This window comes from Martelella sp. NC20, from assembly GCF_013459645.1.
GTDB lineage: Bacteria > Pseudomonadota > Alphaproteobacteria > Rhizobiales > Rhizobiaceae > Martelella.
On record NZ_CP054861.1, the window covers coordinates 1,983,116 to 2,000,572 of the forward strand.

Annotated in this window: 16 protein-coding genes and 1 pseudogene; 9 read left to right on the forward strand and 8 right to left on the reverse strand. The window is 63.0% G+C overall.

Annotation, left to right across the window (positions count from 1 at the left end; all coding sequences use genetic code 11):
- Positions 1 to 11: 11 nt before the first annotated feature.
- Positions 12 to 962 (reverse strand): galactofuranose ABC transporter, galactofuranose-binding protein YtfQ, encoded by a 951-nt coding sequence (gene ytfQ, locus HQ843_RS09545; protein WP_180898539.1) that lies wholly within the window; start codon positions 960 to 962, stop codon positions 12 to 14.
- Positions 963 to 1,224: 262 nt separating this feature from the next.
- On the opposite strand from ytfQ, the gene HQ843_RS09550 reads away from it, so the two are divergent.
- The 5 genes from HQ843_RS09550 (at position 1,225) to HQ843_RS09570 (ending at position 4,244) form a co-directional block, all read left to right on the forward strand.
- Entirely contained in the window at positions 1,225 to 2,238 is a 1,014-nt protein-coding gene (locus HQ843_RS09550; protein WP_180898537.1) for a LysR family transcriptional regulator, read from the forward strand.
- A gap of 72 nt (positions 2,239 to 2,310) precedes the next feature.
- Complete coding sequence (locus HQ843_RS09555) at positions 2,311 to 2,721, forward strand: universal stress protein (protein ID WP_180898535.1); 411 nt, start codon at positions 2,311 to 2,313, stop codon at positions 2,719 to 2,721.
- A 54-nt stretch (positions 2,722 to 2,775) separates the two neighbouring features.
- Positions 2,776 to 3,096 carry a TraR/DksA family transcriptional regulator gene (locus HQ843_RS09560; protein WP_180898533.1) on the forward strand — a complete coding sequence of 107 codons (321 nt, stop codon included), beginning with the start codon at positions 2,776 to 2,778 and terminating at the stop codon, positions 3,094 to 3,096.
- 79 nt (positions 3,097 to 3,175) lie between these two features.
- Positions 3,176 to 3,688, forward strand: coding sequence for a lysozyme inhibitor LprI family protein (locus tag HQ843_RS09565; protein WP_180898531.1), 513 nt, complete (start codon positions 3,176 to 3,178; stop codon positions 3,686 to 3,688).
- Positions 3,689 to 3,749: 61 nt separating this feature from the next.
- Positions 3,750 to 4,244: a GNAT family N-acetyltransferase gene (locus HQ843_RS09570; protein ID WP_180898529.1), complete on the forward strand. Its 495-nt coding sequence runs from the start codon at positions 3,750 to 3,752 to the stop codon at positions 4,242 to 4,244.
- On the opposite strand, the gene glpK is transcribed toward HQ843_RS09570, so the two are convergent.
- From glpK to HQ843_RS09585, 3 genes are all read right to left on the reverse strand, one after another.
- Positions 4,245 to 5,735: a glycerol kinase GlpK gene (gene glpK, locus HQ843_RS09575; protein WP_180898527.1), complete on the reverse strand. Its 1,491-nt coding sequence runs from the start codon at positions 5,733 to 5,735 to the stop codon at positions 4,245 to 4,247.
- A gap of 25 nt (positions 5,736 to 5,760) precedes the next feature.
- Positions 5,761 to 7,263 carry a glycerol-3-phosphate dehydrogenase gene (gene glpD / locus HQ843_RS09580; protein WP_180898525.1) on the reverse strand — a complete coding sequence of 501 codons (1,503 nt, stop codon included), beginning with the start codon at positions 7,261 to 7,263 and terminating at the stop codon, positions 5,761 to 5,763.
- 96 nt (positions 7,264 to 7,359) lie between these two features.
- Complete coding sequence (locus tag HQ843_RS09585; RefSeq protein ID WP_180898523.1) at positions 7,360 to 8,769, reverse strand: MFS transporter; 1,410 nt, start codon at positions 8,767 to 8,769, stop codon at positions 7,360 to 7,362.
- Positions 8,770 to 8,959: 190 nt separating this feature from the next.
- Between HQ843_RS09585 and HQ843_RS09590 the strand changes: the two genes are divergently transcribed.
- From HQ843_RS09590 to HQ843_RS09605, 4 genes are all read left to right on the forward strand, one after another.
- On the forward strand, positions 8,960 to 9,949 hold the full coding sequence (locus HQ843_RS09590; RefSeq protein ID WP_180898521.1) for an MBL fold metallo-hydrolase: 990 nt from the start codon (positions 8,960 to 8,962) through the stop codon (positions 9,947 to 9,949).
- A 183-nt stretch (positions 9,950 to 10,132) separates the two neighbouring features.
- The gene (gene guaB, locus HQ843_RS09595; protein WP_180898520.1) at positions 10,133 to 11,635 is read left to right on the forward strand and encodes an IMP dehydrogenase; all 1,503 of its coding nucleotides are present in this window, start codon (positions 10,133 to 10,135) and stop codon (positions 11,633 to 11,635) included.
- A gap of 124 nt (positions 11,636 to 11,759) precedes the next feature.
- The gene (locus tag HQ843_RS09600; protein ID WP_180898519.1) at positions 11,760 to 12,053 is read left to right on the forward strand and encodes a type II toxin-antitoxin system RelE/ParE family toxin; all 294 of its coding nucleotides are present in this window, start codon (positions 11,760 to 11,762) and stop codon (positions 12,051 to 12,053) included.
- Positions 12,050 to 12,370, forward strand: a complete 321-nt coding sequence (locus tag HQ843_RS09605) for an addiction module antidote protein (RefSeq protein ID WP_180898518.1) — start codon at positions 12,050 to 12,052, stop codon at positions 12,368 to 12,370. The genes HQ843_RS09600 and HQ843_RS09605 overlap by 4 nt, the downstream gene beginning before the upstream one ends.
- A gap of 9 nt (positions 12,371 to 12,379) precedes the next feature.
- Here HQ843_RS09605 and HQ843_RS09610 read toward each other — a convergent pair whose 3' ends face one another.
- The 4 genes and pseudogenes from HQ843_RS09610 to HQ843_RS09625 all read right to left on the reverse strand — a co-directional run.
- The gene (locus HQ843_RS09610; RefSeq protein ID WP_180898517.1) at positions 12,380 to 13,198 is read right to left on the reverse strand and encodes a transglutaminase family protein; all 819 of its coding nucleotides are present in this window, start codon (positions 13,196 to 13,198) and stop codon (positions 12,380 to 12,382) included.
- Positions 13,199 to 13,227: 29 nt separating this feature from the next.
- Entirely contained in the window at positions 13,228 to 14,166 is a 939-nt protein-coding gene (locus HQ843_RS09615; RefSeq protein WP_180898516.1) for an alpha-E domain-containing protein, read from the reverse strand.
- A 2-nt stretch (positions 14,167 to 14,168) separates the two neighbouring features.
- Positions 14,169 to 15,590 (reverse strand): circularly permuted type 2 ATP-grasp protein, encoded by a 1,422-nt coding sequence (locus HQ843_RS09620; protein ID WP_180898515.1) that lies wholly within the window; start codon positions 15,588 to 15,590, stop codon positions 14,169 to 14,171.
- 446 nt (positions 15,591 to 16,036) lie between these two features.
- Positions 16,037 to 17,392 (reverse strand): annotated as a pseudogene (locus tag HQ843_RS09625) (DEAD/DEAH box helicase); the annotation flags it as partial.
- Positions 17,393 to 17,457 lie beyond the last annotated feature (65 nt).

The window sequence follows — 17,457 nt, forward strand, 5'->3', positions numbered from 1 at the left end:
CGGGAGGATGCTTAGTAGCCGAGGCTCTTGCGGCGCTCCGCCTCACCCTGCGGATCGTCTGCCTGGGTGTAGAGCTTCGATTCGGTCTGGATGAATTTCGGCGGCATGGTGCCGTCCTTCATGTAGGCGGCAAGCGCGTCGAAGGCGGGACCGGCCATGTTCGGCGTCAATTCCACCGTGGCGTTCGCCTCGCCGGCGGCCATGGCCTGGAAATAGTCCGGAACCGCGTCGATCGCGACGACCAGAATGTCGGAGCCGGGCTTCAGGCCGGCTTCCTTGATCGCCTGGATGGCGCCGACGGCCATGTCGTCATTATGGGCATAGAGCGCGCAGATGTCGGCGCCGCCATTTTCGACCTGCAGGAAGCTTTCCATGACTTCCTTGCCCTGCGAGCGGGTGAAATCGCCGGTCTGGCTCCGGACGATCTCGATATTGGCATGGCCATCGATCGCGTTGCGGAAGCCGGTGGCGCGGTCGATCGCCGGCGACGAGCCTGTGGTGCCCTGCAGTTCGACGACGCGGCAATCCTTGTCGCCGACCGTGTCAACCAGCCAGCCGCCGGCGACTTCGCCTTCATGGACGAGGTTGGAGCCGACAGCCGTCAGATAGAGGTCGTCGGAGCTGTCGACCTGGCGGTCGAGCAGGATCACCGGAATATCGGCATCCTTGGCTTCTTCCAGCGCGCTGTCCCAGCCGGTGGCGACGACCGGAGCAAGCAGGATGGCGTCGACGCCCTGGGCCACGAAGGCGCGGATGGCGGCGATCTGGTTTTCCTGCTTCTGCTGGGCATCGGAGAATTTCAGGTCGATGCCACGCTCTTCAGCCTGTTGTTTGGTCAGCGTGGTCTCTGCCGCGCGCCAGCCCGATTCGGAGCCGATCTGCGAAAACCCGACGGTCTGCGCCGAGGCGGCTGCTGCCGTCATGGTGATCGCGGCCACGGTTGTAAGAAATAGCGTTTTCATCTGTTATGTCCTCCCGTTAACAGAACGCGGCAAGGCTTTGCCGCAGGCGCGGGCGGCGCGGTATCGAACCACCCGGCAATACGCCAGAACAGAGCATACGGCTGGAGGTATCTCCTCCCGTCACAGCCGTTGTGCCTCGCGACAACCGATGGGTTTGCCCGTTCCGGCTCCCGCAAAAAATGTCCTTGCGATGAGGCGAGTGTTGCAATTTACCGTTATACAGACAAATGAATAATCGTGTTTCTGATATAGCAGAAATGGTATGGATATGACGGGAAGCGGCGAGCGTTACAGCGGACAGGACGAGTTTATCCGGCGTGGATTGCGGTTTTCGCAGATGCGGCTGATCGCGCTGCTCGACCGCAAGGGCCAGATATCGTCGGCCGCCGCCCAGCTCGGCATGACCCAGTCGGCGGCCTCGCGGCTGCTGTCGGAACTGGAGCACACCGTCGGCGCCAAGCTCTACGAACGTCACGGCCGCGGCGTCGAACTGACCGAGGCCGGGCAGGCGATGGCCGAGCAGGCGCTGGTTATCCTCAACCAGCTCGATTACGCCCACCGCGAGATCGCCCAGATCGTCGAGGGCGCGCGCGGGCTGGTGCGCATGGGCGCGGTTACCGGCCCCTCGCTGCAACTGATCATGCCGGTCATCCGGCAGCTCCGGAAAAACTTTCCCGAGATCGAGCTTTCGGTGCTGGTCGACACCTCCGACAAGCTGGCCGAGGCGTTGTTTTCCCACGACATCGATTTCTATATCGGCCGCCTGCCGGAGGATATGGATGCCAAATCCGTGACCATGCGGCCGCTCGGGGTGGAACCGGTGGTCATGATCGCGGGCGTCCACCATCCGCTCGCCGGCAGGGAATCGATCTCGATCGGCGACTGCCTGGAGTATGACTGGGTGCTGCAGCCGGTCGGCGCGCCGATGCGGCGTTCGGTGGAGGCTCATCTGATGGCGAACGGCTTCCAGCTTCCCCGCCATGTGTTCGTCACCACATCGCCGCTGCTCTCGTTCGCCATGATCGCGGAAACCGACGCGGTGACGCCGGTCGCCCGACCGGTGGCGGACTTCTTTCATACGGGCGGCAAGCTCGGCGCGGCGATCTGCCAGTTGCCGGTGCGCGAACGGATCGACGTCAGCGCCTATTCGATCATCCAGCGGGTGGCCGCGCTTCAGCCGCCGCCGGTCAAGCGCGTGCTGGCGTTGATCGAACACGAGATCGCGCTTCACCCCGACCAGTTTCCCGAAAGCGGATCGCGGGGGGTGCAGAATTGATCTTAGTCAATGCGCGGTTCGATGGGACGCGCAGATTGAGGCCATCAATCCTGCATAAGGGAGCAAACAGACATGTTCAGGAAGATCATCGTTCCGGTCGATATTTCGACCCTCGACAAGGGCGTCGATATCTTCAGGAAGGCCGCCAGCCTTCTGGATGAAGGCGGGAAAATCGTTCTCCTGCACGTTATCGAGGAAGTGCCGTCCTACCTCGCGATCGACGTGCCGGCCGATCTGATCGAGAACGCAGCCAATGAGGCTCAGGACAAGCTCGCGAAACTGCGCGGCGATACCGGCGTGGATGCCGAGATCGAATTGCGCAGCGGTCCTCCGGCGCGTGAAATTCTCGCCTGCGCCAGGGAGCAGGACGCCGACCTGATCATCATCGCCTCGCATCGGCCGGATTTTTCGAACTATCTGCTGGGCTCGACCGCCGACAGGGTGGTGCGTCATGCCGGTTGCTCGGTGCTGGTGCGCCGATAACCAAATTACCGTGGGGCTTCCTGCCGTGAGGCACGGATAGCCGAGGAGAACATCATGGACGTTGCACATTACAAGGCCGTGCTGGAAGCGCGCCAGGCCGAAATCCTGAAACGGCTGCGCCGGATCGACGACGATCTCGGCCGGACCCGAAATCCCGACAGCGCGGAACGGGCGACCGAGGCTGAAAATGACGAGGTGCTGGAAGAGTTCGGCCATGTCGGTTCGGACGAGTTGAAGGCGCTTGCCGCCGCCCTGGAGCGCGTCGAAGACGGCACCTACGGCATATGCGTGAAATGCGGCAAGCCGATTTCCGCGGAACGGCTTGAGGCCGTGCCGCAGACGCCGTTCTGCAAGGCATGCGCCGCCAAGCTCTGACCGAGCTGAGATCTGCTTTGACAGCGGGCTCTTACGCAGCCACTATGCTGCCGTTCAACGCGGCAGCAGGGAGGTGCGTATGACGGTATTCAGATTGGGACTGGCGGCGGCGCTGATGGTCGCGGGGCCGGTTTTCGCCCAGGATGAGCAGGTGCGGTATTCCGACGCGCCAATCGCGAATTGTCTGGCCGCCGCCGAGACGCCGGAGGCGATGCGGGCCTGTGTCGGGCTCGCGGCGGCGCAATGCGTCGATGCCTCGGATTATGGCTCGACCACGATCGGCATGATGGAATGCGCCGAAAAGGAAACCGCCTTCTGGGATGGCAGGCTGAACGAAACCTACAAGGCGATGATGGCGCGCGCGAAAAAGGCCGATGCGATGAACGAGGGCGATCCGCGCATCGTCGAAAAGATCGCCGACAGTCTGCGTGACATGCAGCGCGCCTGGATCCCCTATCGCGATGCCACCTGCACCTTCGCCTATTCGACCGGCATGGGCGGCACGATCGCGCAGACGATCACCTCCAATTGCCAGCTCGATATGACGGCCGAACAGTATATTTATCTGGAGGGCGCCTGGCCGTCCTACTGAGGCGATGGACGCGGGCTCGTCTGCGTTGTAAAGGCGGGCAGACCCATTTCAGGTGAGCTCCATGCTGATACGCGACGCCGGCGAGGCCGATCTTCCCGCCATTCTCGAGATATACAATGATGCCGTGATCCATTCGACCGCGATCTGGAACGAGATCGTGGTCGATCTCGACAACCGTACGGCCTGGCTGGCCGCGCGCCGCGCCAGGGACTTTCCGGTGCTGGCGGCAGAGCGCGACGGCGTGGTCCTCGGCTATGCGAGCTATGGCGACTGGCGGGCCTTTGACGGCTACCGCCATACCGTCGAGCATTCGGTCTATGTCCGCAGCGATGTGCGCGGCGGCGGCATCGGCCGGGCGCTGATGGAGGCCCTGCTCGTCTATGCCAAAAATGCGGGCGTCCACGCGATGATCGCCGCGATCGAGGCGGGCAACGCACCCTCGATCGCGCTGCATGAGCGCCTCGGCTTCTTCCACACCGGACGCTACCCTCAAGTCGGCGTCAAGTTCGGCCGCTGGCTCGATCTCGTCACCATGCAGTATCTGTTCGCGGAATGATCAGATCGCCCCGAGCGTGCGGCTGACGGCGTTTTTCCAGCCCTTGTAGAGCCGCTCGCGGGTGGTCTCGTCCATCGACGGCGTGAACTGGCGGTCGAGCGCCCAGATCTTCGAGAATTCGTCGCGATCGGGGTAAATTCCGGCGCGGCTGCCGGCCAGCCATGCGGCGCCCAGCGTGGTGGTTTCGACCACTTTCGGCCGGTCGACGGCAACGCCCAGAATGTCGGAGAGAAACTGCATGGTCCAGTCATTGGCGCTCATGCCGCCATCGACGCGCAGGATATTGGCGCTGTCGGAACTGCCCCAGTCATCCTGCATCGCTTCCAGCAGATCGCGGGTCTGGTAGCCGACGCTTTGAAGGGCGGCGCGGGCGAATTCGGCGGGGCCGGAATTGCGCGTCAGCCCGAAGATCGCGCCCCGGCTTTCAGCGTCCCAATAGGGCGCGCCAAGGCCGGTGAAGGCCGGCACCATGTAGAGCGTCTGTTTGGCATCGGCGGATTTCGCCAGCGCGTCGGTCTCGCGCGCATGGCGGATCACCTTCAGTCCGTCGCGCAGCCACTGCACCACGGCGCCTGCGATGAAGATCGAGCCTTCGAGCGCGTAGGTGGGCTTGCCGTCGAACTGATAGGCAATGGTGGTCAGCATCCGGTTCTTACTCAAGACCATCTTGTCGCCGGTGTTCAGCAGCGCGAAACAGCCGGTGCCATAGGTCGATTTCATCATGCCGGGGTCAAAGCAGGCCTGGCCGATGGTTGCCGCCTGCTGGTCGCCGGCAACGCCGTAGATCGGGATCTCGCGGCCGAACAGGTCGGCCCGCGTCATGCCGAAATCGGCGGCGCAGTCCTTCACCTCCGGCAGCATCGCCTGAGGAATGTTCAGGAGCTTGCAGATATCGGCGTCCCATTCGCCCTCCCGGATATTGTAGAGCATGGTCCGCGCCGCATTGGTGGCGTCCGTCACGTGCGAGCGCCCGCCGGTCAGCCGCCAGATCAGATAGGTGTCGACCGTGCCGAAGGCGAGGCTTCCGTCCTCGGCCTTCTGTCGCGCGCCCTCGACATTGTCGAGCAGCCAGGCGAGCTTGGTCGCCGAAAAATAAGGGTCGAGCAGCAGGCCGGTGGCCGAGGTGATGAAATCCTCATGCCCGTCCTCGCGCAGCTTGGCGCAGCGGTCGGCGGTGCGCCGGTCCTGCCAGACGATGGCGTTGTGGATCGGCCGCCCGGTGTCGCGGTCCCAGACGATCACGGTCTCGCGCTGGTTGGCGATGCCGATCGCGGCGATGTCGGATGTGGCAACCTCGGCGCGCTCGATCGCCTCGCGGCAGGTGGCGGCGACCGTCGACCAGATGTCGGCGGGATCGTGCTCGACATGGCCGGAGGCCGGATAATGCTGGGGGAATTCCTCCTGCGCGGACGCCACGATCTTCATCGCGTCATCGAAAATGATGGCGCGGCTCGACGTCGTGCCCTGGTCGATTGCCAGAATATGGCCCATGGGTTTCTCCTCCCCGTTTTTGCTTTCAGCCAGCCGCCTTCAGCCAGTCGTCAAGTGCCGCGATCTCTTCCGCGCTCATCCTGAGGCCGCACTTGGTGCGACGATAGACGATATCCTCCGCCGTGCGGGCGAATTCCTTCTCCATGAGCCACCGCACCTCGCGCTCGTAAAGCCCGCCGCCGAAATCCCGGCCGAGATCGGCGGCGCTTCCGGCCGCGCCCAGAACGTCCCGGCACTCGCTGCCATAGCTGCGCGCAAGCCGCAAGGCGGCGGAACGCTTCAGGAAAGGGTAATCGCGGACGAGCCTGTCGGGAAGTCCCTTCGCATCGGCGACGGCGAAGTCGCCGCCGGGCAGGGTCGAGGTCGCCGTCCAGTCGCCGCCGGCCTGTGGAAAATAGTGGGACAGTTTGTGGATAACCGCTTCGGCGAGCTTGCGATGGGTGGTGATCTTGCCGCCGAAGACGCTGACCAGCGGCGCGCCTTCCTTGCGCAGCGACAGCACGTAATCGCGGGTGGCGGCGGTGGCGGAAGAGGCGCCGTCATCATAAAGCGGACGGACGCCGGAATAGGTCCAGACGATATCGTCGCGGGTCACGGGCTTTTCGAAATAGTCCGAGGCGAAGCGGCAGAGATAATCCGCTTCCTCGGGCGTGCATTTGGCCTCGCTGGCCGGGCCGTGATGGTCCTCGTCGGTGGTGCCGATCAGGGTGAAATCCTGCTCATAGGGAATGGCGAAGATGATCCGGCCATCGGCTCCTTGAAAGAAATAGCAGCGGTCGTGGTCGTAAAGCTTGCGGGTAACGATATGGCTGCCGCGCACCAGCCGGACCTTTTCCTTCGTGTCGATGCCGAGCGTGCCTTTCAGCAGATCGGCAACCCAGGGCCCGCCGGCATTCACCAGCGCGCGGGCATGGACCGGTGGCAGGGGACCCGTGGCATCCGCAAGCGAGACCTTCCAGAGTGTCGCGCCGTCCTCGTCCGTCACCTGCTCGGCGCCGGTCACCCGCGTACGGGTCATGATCCGCGCGCCGCGTGTCGCCGCGTCGCGCGCCATCAGCGATACCAGACGGGCATCCTGCACCCAGCAGTCGGAATATTCGAATGCGCGCCGATATTCGTTTTTGAGCGGTTTGCCGGCCTCATCGCGTGACAGATCGAGCGTGCGCGTGGCGGGCAGGATCTTGCGGCCGCCGAGATGGTCGTAGAGAAACAGGCCGAGCCGCAGCAGCCACCACGGGCGCAGGCCCTTGTGGTGCGGCAGCACGAACCGCATCGGCCAGGAAATATGCGGCATCGCCTTCAGCAGCACTTCGCGTTCGATCAGCGCCTCGCGCACCAGCCGGAACTCGTAATATTCGAGATAGCGCAGCCCGCCATGGTAGAGCTTGGTCGAGGCCGAGGACGTGGCGGAGGCAAGGTCGTTCATCTCCGCGAGCGTGACGGAAAGGCCGCGGCCGCTGGCATCGCGCGCCACGCCGACGCCGTTGACGCCGCCACCGATGACGAAGATATCGACTGGTTCCGACATGCGCACTCCCGCTGCTGAACGGCGTAAGAATGCGCGAATACATTCGCTTTGTCAAAGTAAATGTTCGTAAATATTCGTTTCAGCGTTTCGCGACCTCTATTCCGCCGCCTCGCCGCTGGCCTTCGGTTGCCCGCGCTTGTGGCCGGAAACGGCGGAGCCGCTGTCCGCGTCGAGGCGCAGCAGCGGAATGATCGCGGCCAGCGAGATGAAGGAGACGACGAAGAAGGCGATGTGGAAATGCTGGACCGTCAGCCCGTCGCCCGTGATCCAGCCCGTGACCTCCAGAATGGTCGCGGCGAAGGCAACGCCAAGCGCGAGGCTGACCTGCTGGAACATCGAGGTCGATGCCGTTGCCTGGCTCGCCTGCGCCGGCTCGATATCGGCATAGCCGAGCGCATTGACGCCGGTGAAAAAGAAGGAACGGCAAAGCCCGGTGGCAAACAGCAGCACGATGATGATGATGTAGGGGGTCGTCGCCTCGAACAAGGTGAAGCTCATCGTCAGCAGCGAGGCCCCGAGTGCCGCGGCCATCAGCACGGTGCGGAAACCGTAGGCGGAGAAGATGCGCGGCGCGATGAATTTCATGACCAGCGCACCGACCGCGCCGACAAAGGTGATCATGCCGGACTGGAACGGGTTCAACCCGAAACCGAGCTGCAGCATCAGCGGCATGAGAAACGGAAACGCGCCGGTCGCCATCCGGAAGAATGCCGAGGCGCCCACCGCCGCGCGATAGGTCGGCGTCCGAAACAGTTTCAGGTTCAAAAGCGGATTGTTCCTGCGTCTTGCGTGCCGGAGATAGAGCAGCGCGGCCGCGATGCCGACGCCGGCGGTGATGATCCCCGTTGCCGGCGGCAAGGCCGGAAGCGAGATCACCGACATGCCGAAGACGATGCCGGAAGCCGCGGTCGCGACCAGGAAAAAGCCCGTCCAGTCGAGGTTCGACGTCGGCTCGTCCTTGATCGCCGGCAGGAATATGCCGGACATGATGAGCCCGACAATGCCGATCGGCACATTGATCAGGAAGATCCAGTGCCAGGTGAAATAGGTGGTTATGAAGCCGCCGACCGGCGGCCCCGCCATTGGCCCTACCAGCGCCGGGATCGTCAGCAACGCCATGGCGCGCACGAGTTCGGAGCGGTCTGTCGTGCGCAGGATCACCAGCCGTCCGACCGGCGTCATCATCGCACCGCCCATGCCCTGGAGAAAGCGGGCGCCGACGAACTCCGCCAGATTGCCGGAAACGGCGCAGGCGACGGAGCCCAGCAGAAACACGACGATCGCCGAGCGAAACACCCGCGCGGCGCCGAACCGGTCGGCCATCCAGCCCGAGACCGGAATGAAGATCGCAAGCGCCACCATATAGGTCGTCAGCGCCAGTTTCAGCGTGATCGGCCCGACGTTGAGATCGGCGGCAATCGCCGGCAGCGCGGTCGAAATCACCGTCGAATCCATGTTTTCCATGAACAGGGCAACGGCCATGATAAGCGGAACGACGGGATTCATTGACAGGACTTCTTTGTCGAGAAATGTGCGAAAGGCATACTTACTAGACCCGACAGCGCGAAATGCCAAACGGATAATCGGCGAAACACTCACGCAAAAGTGAGACCGGCGCGCGGCTGAAATCGGGCCCTTGTCTTGAAACCGTGGTTTTCTCCCCAAAGTCAGTGGTTTCATTTTAAGGAGGACGATCATGGCAGAAGACAAAGGCATTCGCCGCCGCCGCCTGATGGCGACGGCCGGACTTACCGCAATCGCCGCGCCCTTTCTTGCAAGAGGTGGCAGCGCGATCGCCGCCGACGGAGAAACGATGGCAACATCGCAGGGACCGAGAACCGACAGCTTCAACCTTGGCGATTTCAAGCTCGTCGTGGTCGAGGACGGCTCCCGCGTGATGGAAAATCCGGGCGAGACCTTCGGCACGGGCCAGGACCCGGAAGCCGTCGCCGCGCTGCTTAAGGAAAATTTCCTGCCCGCGGACAAGATGGTGAACGGCTTTGCGCCGGTGCTGGTCGATACCGGCGAGCAGGTGATCCTGTTCGACACCGGCATGGGACAGGCTGGCCGTTCCTGGGGGGCTGGACAACTCGTGGCCGGGCTGAAGGTCAATGGCTATCAGCCCGGCGATATCGATGTCGTGGTGATCACCCACATGCATGGCGACCATATCATGGGCCTGATGGAGGAGGGTGGCCCGGCCTTTCCCAATGCAAGCTATGTGTTCGGCGACATGGAATATGCCTTCTGGGGCGACGAGGCGCGGGTGGGGACGCCGGCTGAAGGCGGACATGAGAGCGTGAAAAAGCTGATCGTGCCGCTTGCCGACCAGGCGCGCTTCATCAAGGGCGGCGATACCGTGGCCCCCGGCATCACCGCGATGGATGCCTTCGGCCATACGCCGGGCCATATGATCTTCATGCTCGAATCGGACGGCAGGCAATTGCTGCTGACGGCAGATACCGCCAATCACTATGTGCTTTCGCTGCAGCGGCCGGACTGGCAGGTGCGCTTCGACATGGACAAGGAGATGGCGGCCAAGACCCGCAGAGAAGTCTTTGACATGGTCGCGGCGGAAAAGATCCCGTTTCTTGGCTATCACATGCCGTTTCCCGCAGTCGGCTATGTCGAAAAGACCGATCAGGGCTATGTCTTCATGCCGAAAACCTACCAGTTCAGGCTCTGATGCCGCTATAGCGCCACGGCTTTGCCGGAAAACACTGCAATCCGCGCTCACCGCTGCGGATTGCTATTTCCAAGCCGTCATCTTCGTGTTACGAGCACTCGCCAACTTCCAGGATTATCTTGCAAGGGACCGGACGGGGATATTCCCTCCGGGCCGTTTCGTATTTTGAAGAGGAAATTGGCTATGGCGCAGATTATTCAGGCTGCAACCGGCATGCAGGCGCTCACCTTCGACGATGTGCTTTTGCAGCCGGGGCATTCGGAGGTCATGCCGGGCGAGGTCGACGTCTCGACCACGATCGCCCGGGACATCCACCTCAACCTGCCGATCCTCTCTTCCGCCATGGATACCGTCACCGAGGCCCGGCTTGCCATCGCCATGGCGCAGGCCGGCGGCATCGGCGTCATCCACCGCAACCTGACGCCGCATGAACAGGCCGAGCAGGTCCGCCAGGTCAAGAAATTCGAAAGCGGCATGGTCGTCAATCCGGTGACGATCGGCCCCGATGCCACGCTTGCCGAGGCGCTGGCGCTGATGAAGACCCACAGGATCTCCGGCATTCCGGTGGTTGAGCAGGGCACCAGCGACGGTCATTCATCCGGCCGCCTCGTCGGCATTCTCACCAATCGCGATGTCCGTTTCGCCTCCAATCCCGAACAGCGTATCGACGAACTGATGACGCGGGAAAACCTGATCACCGTGCGTGAGTCGGTCGAGCAGCAGGAGGCCAAGCGCCTGCTGCACCACCACCGCATCGAGAAATTGCTGGTGGTCGATGACCGCGGCCATTGCGTCGGCCTGATCACCGTCAAGGACATGGAAAAGTCGCAACTCAACCCCAATGCCTCCAAGGATGCGCAGGGACGGCTCAGGGCCGCCGCCGCGATCTCGGTTGGCGATGACGGCTTCCAGCGCGCCGAAATGCTGGTCGATGCCGGCGTCGACCTGATCGTCATCGATACCGCCCACGGCCACTCCCAGAAGGTGCTGGATGCGGTCGGCCGGGTGAAGACGCTGTCGAATTCGGTGCGGATCATGGCCGGCAATGTCGCGACCGCCGATGGCACGAAAGCGCTGATCGATGTCGGCGCTGACGCAGTCAAGGTCGGCATCGGTCCGGGCTCGATCTGCACCACCCGCATCGTCGCCGGCGTCGGCGTGCCGCAGCTTGCCGCCGTCATGGCCGCTGCCGAGGCCGCGCGCGAGGCCGGCATTCCGGTGATCGCCGATGGCGGCATCAAATTTTCCGGCGATATGGCAAAGGCGATCGCCGCCGGCGCATCGGCCGTCATGGTCGGCTCGCTGCTGGCCGGAACCGATGAAAGCCCCGGCGAGGTGTTCCTCTACCAGGGCCGTTCCTTCAAGGCCTATCGCGGCATGGGATCGGTCGGCGCGATGGCGCGCGGCTCGGCAGACCGTTATTTCCAGGCCGAGGTGCGCGACACGCTGAAACTGGTTCCCGAGGGCATCGAGGGCCAGGTGCCCTACAAGGGCCCCGCCGGCGCGGTGCTGCACCAGCTCGGCGGCGGCTTGCGCGCCGCCATGGGCTATGTCGGCGGCAAGACCATCGCCGACTTCCAGGAAAAGGCGACCTTCGTCCAGATCTCCAATGCCGGCCTGCGCGAAAGCCACGCCCACGACGTGACGATCACCCGCGAAAGCCCGAATTATCCGGGTGGTGTTTGATCGGTACGCAGTCGATGCGACCAAACCGGCAGCGTGAAAGCGCTGCCGGTTTGTTTTTGCCTCGCTCCCGAGACCTGGCGTTTCCCGCTTGTTTAATCCAAATCTGTAAACTATAATTCACAGTATGAGCGAGGTCCTTCAAACAGGCGCATTTTCAGCATGGTTGTCGGACCTCCGCGACCGGGAGGCGAGAGCCCGCATCATTGCCCGCATTCGTCGGATCGAGCAGGGGAATCTGGGCGACGTCAAAAGCCTCGGGAATGGTCTCGGCGAAGTACGTATTCATCACGGGCCCGGCTATCGACTGTATTTTTGTCGACGTGGGGAGGCCATCGTCATTCTCTTGTGCGGCGGCGACAAGTCCGCGCAAGAGCGGGACATCCAGAGGGCACGGGAATTTCTGAAAGGAATGTCATGACCGAAATCGGCAAGCATGCAGAACTGACGCCCTTCGACGCAGCCGGATATCTCGAAACGCCGGAAGACATCGCATTCTATCTGGAAGCGGTGCTGGAGGATGGCGACCCCGCGCTTATCGCCGCCGCTCTCGGTGATGTCGCCCGGTCAAAGGGCATGTCGGCGGTGTCGCGGCGCGCGGGCGTCACCCGCGAAGCGCTTTACAAGGCTCTGAGTGAAAACGGCGATCCAAAGCTTTCCACGCTCATCGGTGTTCTGAAAGCGCTTGGGCTCCAGCTTGCCGTCAGACCGGAAAACCACCACGACGATGCCGCGTGAGTCCGCTTCTCAGCTCTGGCTCTGCGACTGGCTCTGGCCGGCCACGCTGAGCTTCACCTCAAGGGTTTCGCGGCCGCCGCCGATGGTCATGCCGGAGACCGGGGCGGCGTCGCGATAGTCGAGGCCGGTGGCGACGCGGACATAGCGTTCGTCCGGGCAGACCTTGTTGGCGGCGTCGAAGCCGACCCAGCCGAGGCCTTCGAGAAAGCACTCCGCCCAGGCATGGCTTGCCGTCTGGTTGGGGCCTTCCTCCATATAAAGATAGCCCGAGACATAGCGGGCCGGCACTTTCATGGCGCGCGCCGCGGCGATCACGATATGGGCGTAGTCCTGGCAGACGCCCTCCTTGTTTTCCAGCGCCTCGGCGGCGGTGGTCGCAACCGAGGTGGAGCCGGGCTTGAAGGTCATCGAATTGTGCAGGATCGCCATCAGATCGTGCAGCCGGGCGAGATCGGAATCGCCTTCAAGACGCGCGACAAGCGCCTTGATCGGCTCGTCCGCACCCGTCAGCGGCGTCGGTCTCAGGAACAGCCAGAGCGGAATATCGGGCGAGGCCGGGCCGAAAATGCCGTCGGTATCGCGAGTTTCGACAACGCCCTTTGCCGTCAGCCGCACCTTGTGCTGCTCGCCCTCGACGGAGACGAGGCGGACGTGGTTTTCATACTGGTCGATATAGGCGACCTCGCTCTTGGCGCCCTCGATCGATACCGTCCAGTCCTTCACGGTCTGGCTGGCGGAACTCACCGGCGTCAGGCGCAGCCGCTGCAGAGAGAACTGAACCGGCTCGTCGTAACTGTATTCAGTCACATGGCTGATGTTCAAAAGCATGGTTTGTTGTTCCTTTTAACGCTTCTGCGTCAGACGTAGAAGCGATACCCCTCGCTGATTTGCTGGCTGACGATATTGTTGCGGCTGACGAAATCCTCCAGGAATTCATGCAGGCCGTTATCCATGATCGTCTTGATCTTCTGGCTGCGCAGCGTGTTGCGGATCGCGTGCGCGGTCTCGTGGGCCTGGACCCTGACGCCGTAGTCGGCGGCCAGATAGTCGAGGTTGAGCACGATCTTCTCGTAGGAATAGGCAAGCGAACGCGGGAGCTGCACGTCGAGGATCAGGAAATCGGCGATCTGGCTCGGCTTGTACTCGCCGTTATGCACCCAGCCATAGGCCCGGTGGGCGGACACCGAACGCAGGATCGATTCCCACTGCAGATTGTCGAGCGAGGTGCCGACATGGTGCACCGACGGCAGCAGCACGTAATATTTCACGTCCAGAATGCGGCTGGTATTGTCGGCGCGCTCGATGAAGGTGCCGATATGGGCGAAATTGTAGATCTCGTTTCTGAGCATCGAGCCGTGAAACGTGCCGCGGATCAGCGCGGTGCGCAGCTTAATGGCATCGATGGCCTTGGGCAGGTCGGCGGGATTGACCTTCGCCGCCAGCAGGCTGCGGGTTTCGATCCAGCATTCATTGGTGGCCTCCCATGTTTCCCGGGTCAGCGCGGTGCGCACCATGCGCGCATTGTGGCGGCCGGAATCGATGCAGGAGGCGACGCTTGACGGGTTGCGGCGGTCGCGCAGCAGAAAGTCGATGGCGTTGTCGGCCGTCAGCTTGTCGTAAACCTCGAAATAGGCTTCCTGCACGCCGGCGCTCTGCAGGATGCCGTCCCAGTCGTCGGCGCCTTTCGAACGGGTCAGCGAAACGCGCTGGCCGGCATCGATCAGGCGGGCGATATTTTCGGCGCGCTCGATGTAGCGGAACATCCAGTAGAGGCCGTTTGCGGTTTTTCCAAGCATTGTCAGTCCTCCAGCACCCAGGTGTCCTTGGTTCCGCCGCCCTGGCTGGAATTGACCACCAGCGAGCCTTCCTTGATCGCCACCCGGGTCAGCCCGCCGGGCATGATGCGGACGCGGTCGGAGACGAGGACATAGGGACGAAGGTCGACATGGCGCGGCGCGATGCCCTTCTTGACCAGGATCGGCACGGTCGACAGCGACAGCGTCGGCTGGGCGATGTAGTTCGATGGCCGGGCGCGCAGCTTGGCGCTGAAATCTTCAAGCTCACGCTTGCTGGCGGCTGGCCCCACAAGCATGCCGTAGCCGCCGGACCCGTGGACTTCCTTGACCACGAGGTCGGCGATATTGTCGAGCACGTAGGCGAGGCTGTCGGGCTCCGAACAGCGCCATGTCGGGACGTTTTCCAGGAGCGGCTTCTGGCCGGTATAGAATTCGACGATCTCCGGCATGTAGGAATAGATCGCCTTGTCGTCGGCAATGCCGGTGCCGGGCGCGTTCGCAATGGTAACGTTGCCGGCGCGGTAGACATCCATGATGCCGGGAATGCCGAGGGCTGAATCCGGGCGGAAGGTCAGCGGATCGAGGAAGTCGTCATCGACGCGGCGGTAGATCACGTCGATCGCCTGGTAACCGCGGGTGGTGCGCATCTGCACCTTGCCGTCGATGACGCGTAGATCGGAGCCCTCGACCAGTTCGACGCCCATCATGTCGGCAAGGAAGGAGTGCTCGTAATAGGCGGAATTGTAGATGCCGGGGGTGAGCACCGCCACGCGCGGGCGGGTGCCGGTAAAACCGGGCGGGGCAAGCGTTGCAAGGCTCTGGCGCAGAAGCTGCGGATAGTCCTCCACCCGGCGCACCCGGTTCTTGTAGAACAGTTCGGGAAACATCTGCATCATGGTTTCCCGGTTTTCCAGCATGTAGGAAACGCCGGAGGGCGTGCGGGCATTGTCCTCCAGCACGTAGAACTGGTCCTCGCCGGTGCGCACGATATCGGTGCCGACGATATGGGTATAGACCCCGCCGGGCGGCTCGAAGCCGATCATCTGCGGCAGGAAGGCGTCGTTTTCCTCGATCAGCCGGCGCGGCAGGCGGCCGGCCTTGATGATCTCCTGCTTGTGGTAGATGTCCTTCAGGAAGGCGTTCAGCGCTATCACCCGCTGCTCGATCCCGGCGGCGAGCCTGCGCCATTCGCGTCCGGCGATGATGCGGGGGACGATATCGAAGGGTATCAGCTTCTCCGAGGAATCCGCATGGCCATAGACGGCAAAGGTGATGCCCGTCTTGCGGAAAATGTTCTCGGCATCTCGTGACTTTGCGATCAATGAAGCGGGGTTCTGCTGACTGTACCAGTCATAATAGTCCTGGTAGGGCGCGCGCGGCTGGTTTTCCGCGTTCATCATTTCATCGAATGCCAAAGCGTTCATCCCCCGATTGTTATTCTTACATATCAATACAACATCGACAGCAATGCAAGGACCATGCCTTGCCGCGCAATGTCGTTTTTAAGGTCGCTATAAAGAGCAACGCGCTGAAAAAACGAGCGGTTCCGCAAAATTTGTGCTGCTTTAGTATCCAGAGTGCATACGGTTGCTGACCGAAAAATGGGCGCAAAACAAAACCCGCCGGCAGTGCGGCGGGTCAGCTTATTGATAAACGGCTCACGGTGCGGCCTCTCTCTCTCCGCCGTCACCCCGGGCTCGACCCGGGGCCCAGGGCCGCACGACGGGCCCTGAAGGCTTTGTGTCGAAATCGGCAAAGGCTTTTCGGGCTGCCCTGGATGCCGGCTCAAGGCCGGCATGACGGAGTGGAGAAGGGGGCTGCGTCAGCAGTCGGACCCGCCAGCAATGCGGCGGGTCTTCGAGCGGATTTAAGCGCTCTGGCGGCGGTCGCCCTGGCGGTTGCGCGGACGACGGGCCTTTGCCGGACGATTGCGATTGGCGTCGTCGCGCGGGGCGCCGTCACGCGGTGCGCCGTTGCGGGCTTCGCCCTGACGCGGGCCGGCATTGGCGGAAGGACGGGCGCGACGCGCGGGCTTGCCGTTTCCGGCGCCTCCGCGACCATTGCCGCGACCGCGGGCGGGGCGCTCGGCCATCGCATGCGGTACGCCGCTGGCAACCGTGATCTCGATGCCGGTCAGCTTCTGGATATCGCGCAGCAGCGCGGATTCCTCGGGCGTGCAGAATGCCACGGCCTTGCCTTCCTTGCCCGCGCGGGCGGTACGGCCGATACGGTGAACGTAGGCATCGGCCACTTCCGGCAGGTCGTAATTGTAGACGTGGGTGACGCCGGGCACATCGATGCCGCGGGCTGCGACGTCGGTTGCGACCAGAACGTTGATCTCGCCGGTCTTGAAGGACTTCAGCGCCCGTTCGCGCTGACCCTGGCTCTTGTTGCCGTGGATCGAGGCGGTGGCGAAGCCGCGGCTTTCGAGATGCTTCATCAGCTTCTCGGCGCCGTGCTTGGTGCGCAGGAACACGATCGCGCGGCCTTCGGGGTTGTTGGTCAGTTCCTGACGCAGCAGTTCGACCTTGTCGTTCTTGCCGGCGACGAAGTGCACGGCCTGCTCGACCCTGTCGGCGGTCTTGCCGGGGGGAGTCACTTCAACGCGTTCCGGATTGGTCAGGAAGCGCTTCGAAAGCTCGGCGATCGATTTCGGCATGGTCGCCGAAAACAGCATGGTCTGGCGCGCGTCGGGCACCAGCGAGGAGATCTTCTTCAGGTCGTGGATGAAGCCGAGGTCGAGCATCTGGTCGGCCTCGTCCAGCACCAGATAACGCACGGCGGAAAGGTTCAGCGCCCTGCGGTCGAGCAGGTCGAGAAGCCGGCCGGGGGTCGCAACCAGAATGTCGGTGCCGCCGGCAAGCTGCTGCTGCTGGCGATTGATCGACGCGCCGCCGACAACGATGTTGACCTTGAGCGGGGTCTTGCGCGCAAAGATGCGCAGATGCTCGGCAATCTGGTTCACCAGTTCGCGCGTCGGCGCCAGAATCAGCGTCTTGACGGCCTTCGGGGCGGGCTTGCCGCCGTTGGCGAGCAGCATGTCGATGATCGGCAGGCCGAAAGCGGCGGTCTTGCCGGTGCCTGTCTGGGCAAGGCCCATCACGTCGCGGCCTTCGAGCACCAGCGGAATGGCCTTCGCCTGGATCGGCGTCGGGGTTTCGTAACCTTCGGCGGAGACACGGGCAACGAGCTGGGCGGAAAGTCCAAGTGTATTAAAATCAGTCAATTCAAAAGCGCCTTTCAAGGCATGCCGAAAGCCCTCCGCGCATTGCGACCAAACGCAAATGCCGG

What these genes read in the sequence shown, in the direction of transcription:
- HQ843_RS09560 (WP_180898533.1), top strand. Translation starts at nt 2,776, where the DNA reads ATGGACGTTGCACATTACAAGGCCGTGCTGGAAGCGCGCCAGGCCGAA.
- HQ843_RS09550 (WP_180898537.1), top strand. Translation starts at nt 1,225, where the DNA reads ATGGATATGACGGGAAGCGGCGAGCGTTACAGCGGACAGGACGAGTTT.
- HQ843_RS09600 (WP_180898519.1), top strand. Translation starts at nt 11,760, where the DNA reads ATGAGCGAGGTCCTTCAAACAGGCGCATTTTCAGCATGGTTGTCGGAC.
- glpK (WP_180898527.1), bottom strand. Translation starts at nt 5,735, where the DNA reads ATGGGCCATATTCTGGCAATCGACCAGGGCACGACGTCGAGCCGCGCC.
- HQ843_RS09605 (WP_180898518.1), top strand. Translation starts at nt 12,050, where the DNA reads ATGACCGAAATCGGCAAGCATGCAGAACTGACGCCCTTCGACGCAGCC.
- HQ843_RS09570 (WP_180898529.1), top strand. Translation starts at nt 3,750, where the DNA reads ATGCTGATACGCGACGCCGGCGAGGCCGATCTTCCCGCCATTCTCGAG.
- HQ843_RS09610 (WP_180898517.1), bottom strand. Translation starts at nt 13,198, where the DNA reads ATGCTTTTGAACATCAGCCATGTGACTGAATACAGTTACGACGAGCCG.
- glpD (WP_180898525.1), bottom strand. Translation starts at nt 7,263, where the DNA reads ATGTCGGAACCAGTCGATATCTTCGTCATCGGTGGCGGCGTCAACGGC.
- HQ843_RS09620 (WP_180898515.1), bottom strand. Translation starts at nt 15,590, where the DNA reads ATGAACGCTTTGGCATTCGATGAAATGATGAACGCGGAAAACCAGCCG.
- ytfQ (WP_180898539.1), bottom strand. Translation starts at nt 962, where the DNA reads ATGAAAACGCTATTTCTTACAACCGTGGCCGCGATCACCATGACGGCA.
- HQ843_RS09565 (WP_180898531.1), top strand. Translation starts at nt 3,176, where the DNA reads ATGACGGTATTCAGATTGGGACTGGCGGCGGCGCTGATGGTCGCGGGG.
- HQ843_RS09585 (WP_180898523.1), bottom strand. Translation starts at nt 8,769, where the DNA reads ATGAATCCCGTCGTTCCGCTTATCATGGCCGTTGCCCTGTTCATGGAA.
- HQ843_RS09555 (WP_180898535.1), top strand. Translation starts at nt 2,311, where the DNA reads ATGTTCAGGAAGATCATCGTTCCGGTCGATATTTCGACCCTCGACAAG.
- guaB (WP_180898520.1), top strand. Translation starts at nt 10,133, where the DNA reads ATGGCGCAGATTATTCAGGCTGCAACCGGCATGCAGGCGCTCACCTTC.
- HQ843_RS09615 (WP_180898516.1), bottom strand. Translation starts at nt 14,166, where the DNA reads ATGCTTGGAAAAACCGCAAACGGCCTCTACTGGATGTTCCGCTACATC.
- HQ843_RS09590 (WP_180898521.1), top strand. Translation starts at nt 8,960, where the DNA reads ATGGCAGAAGACAAAGGCATTCGCCGCCGCCGCCTGATGGCGACGGCC.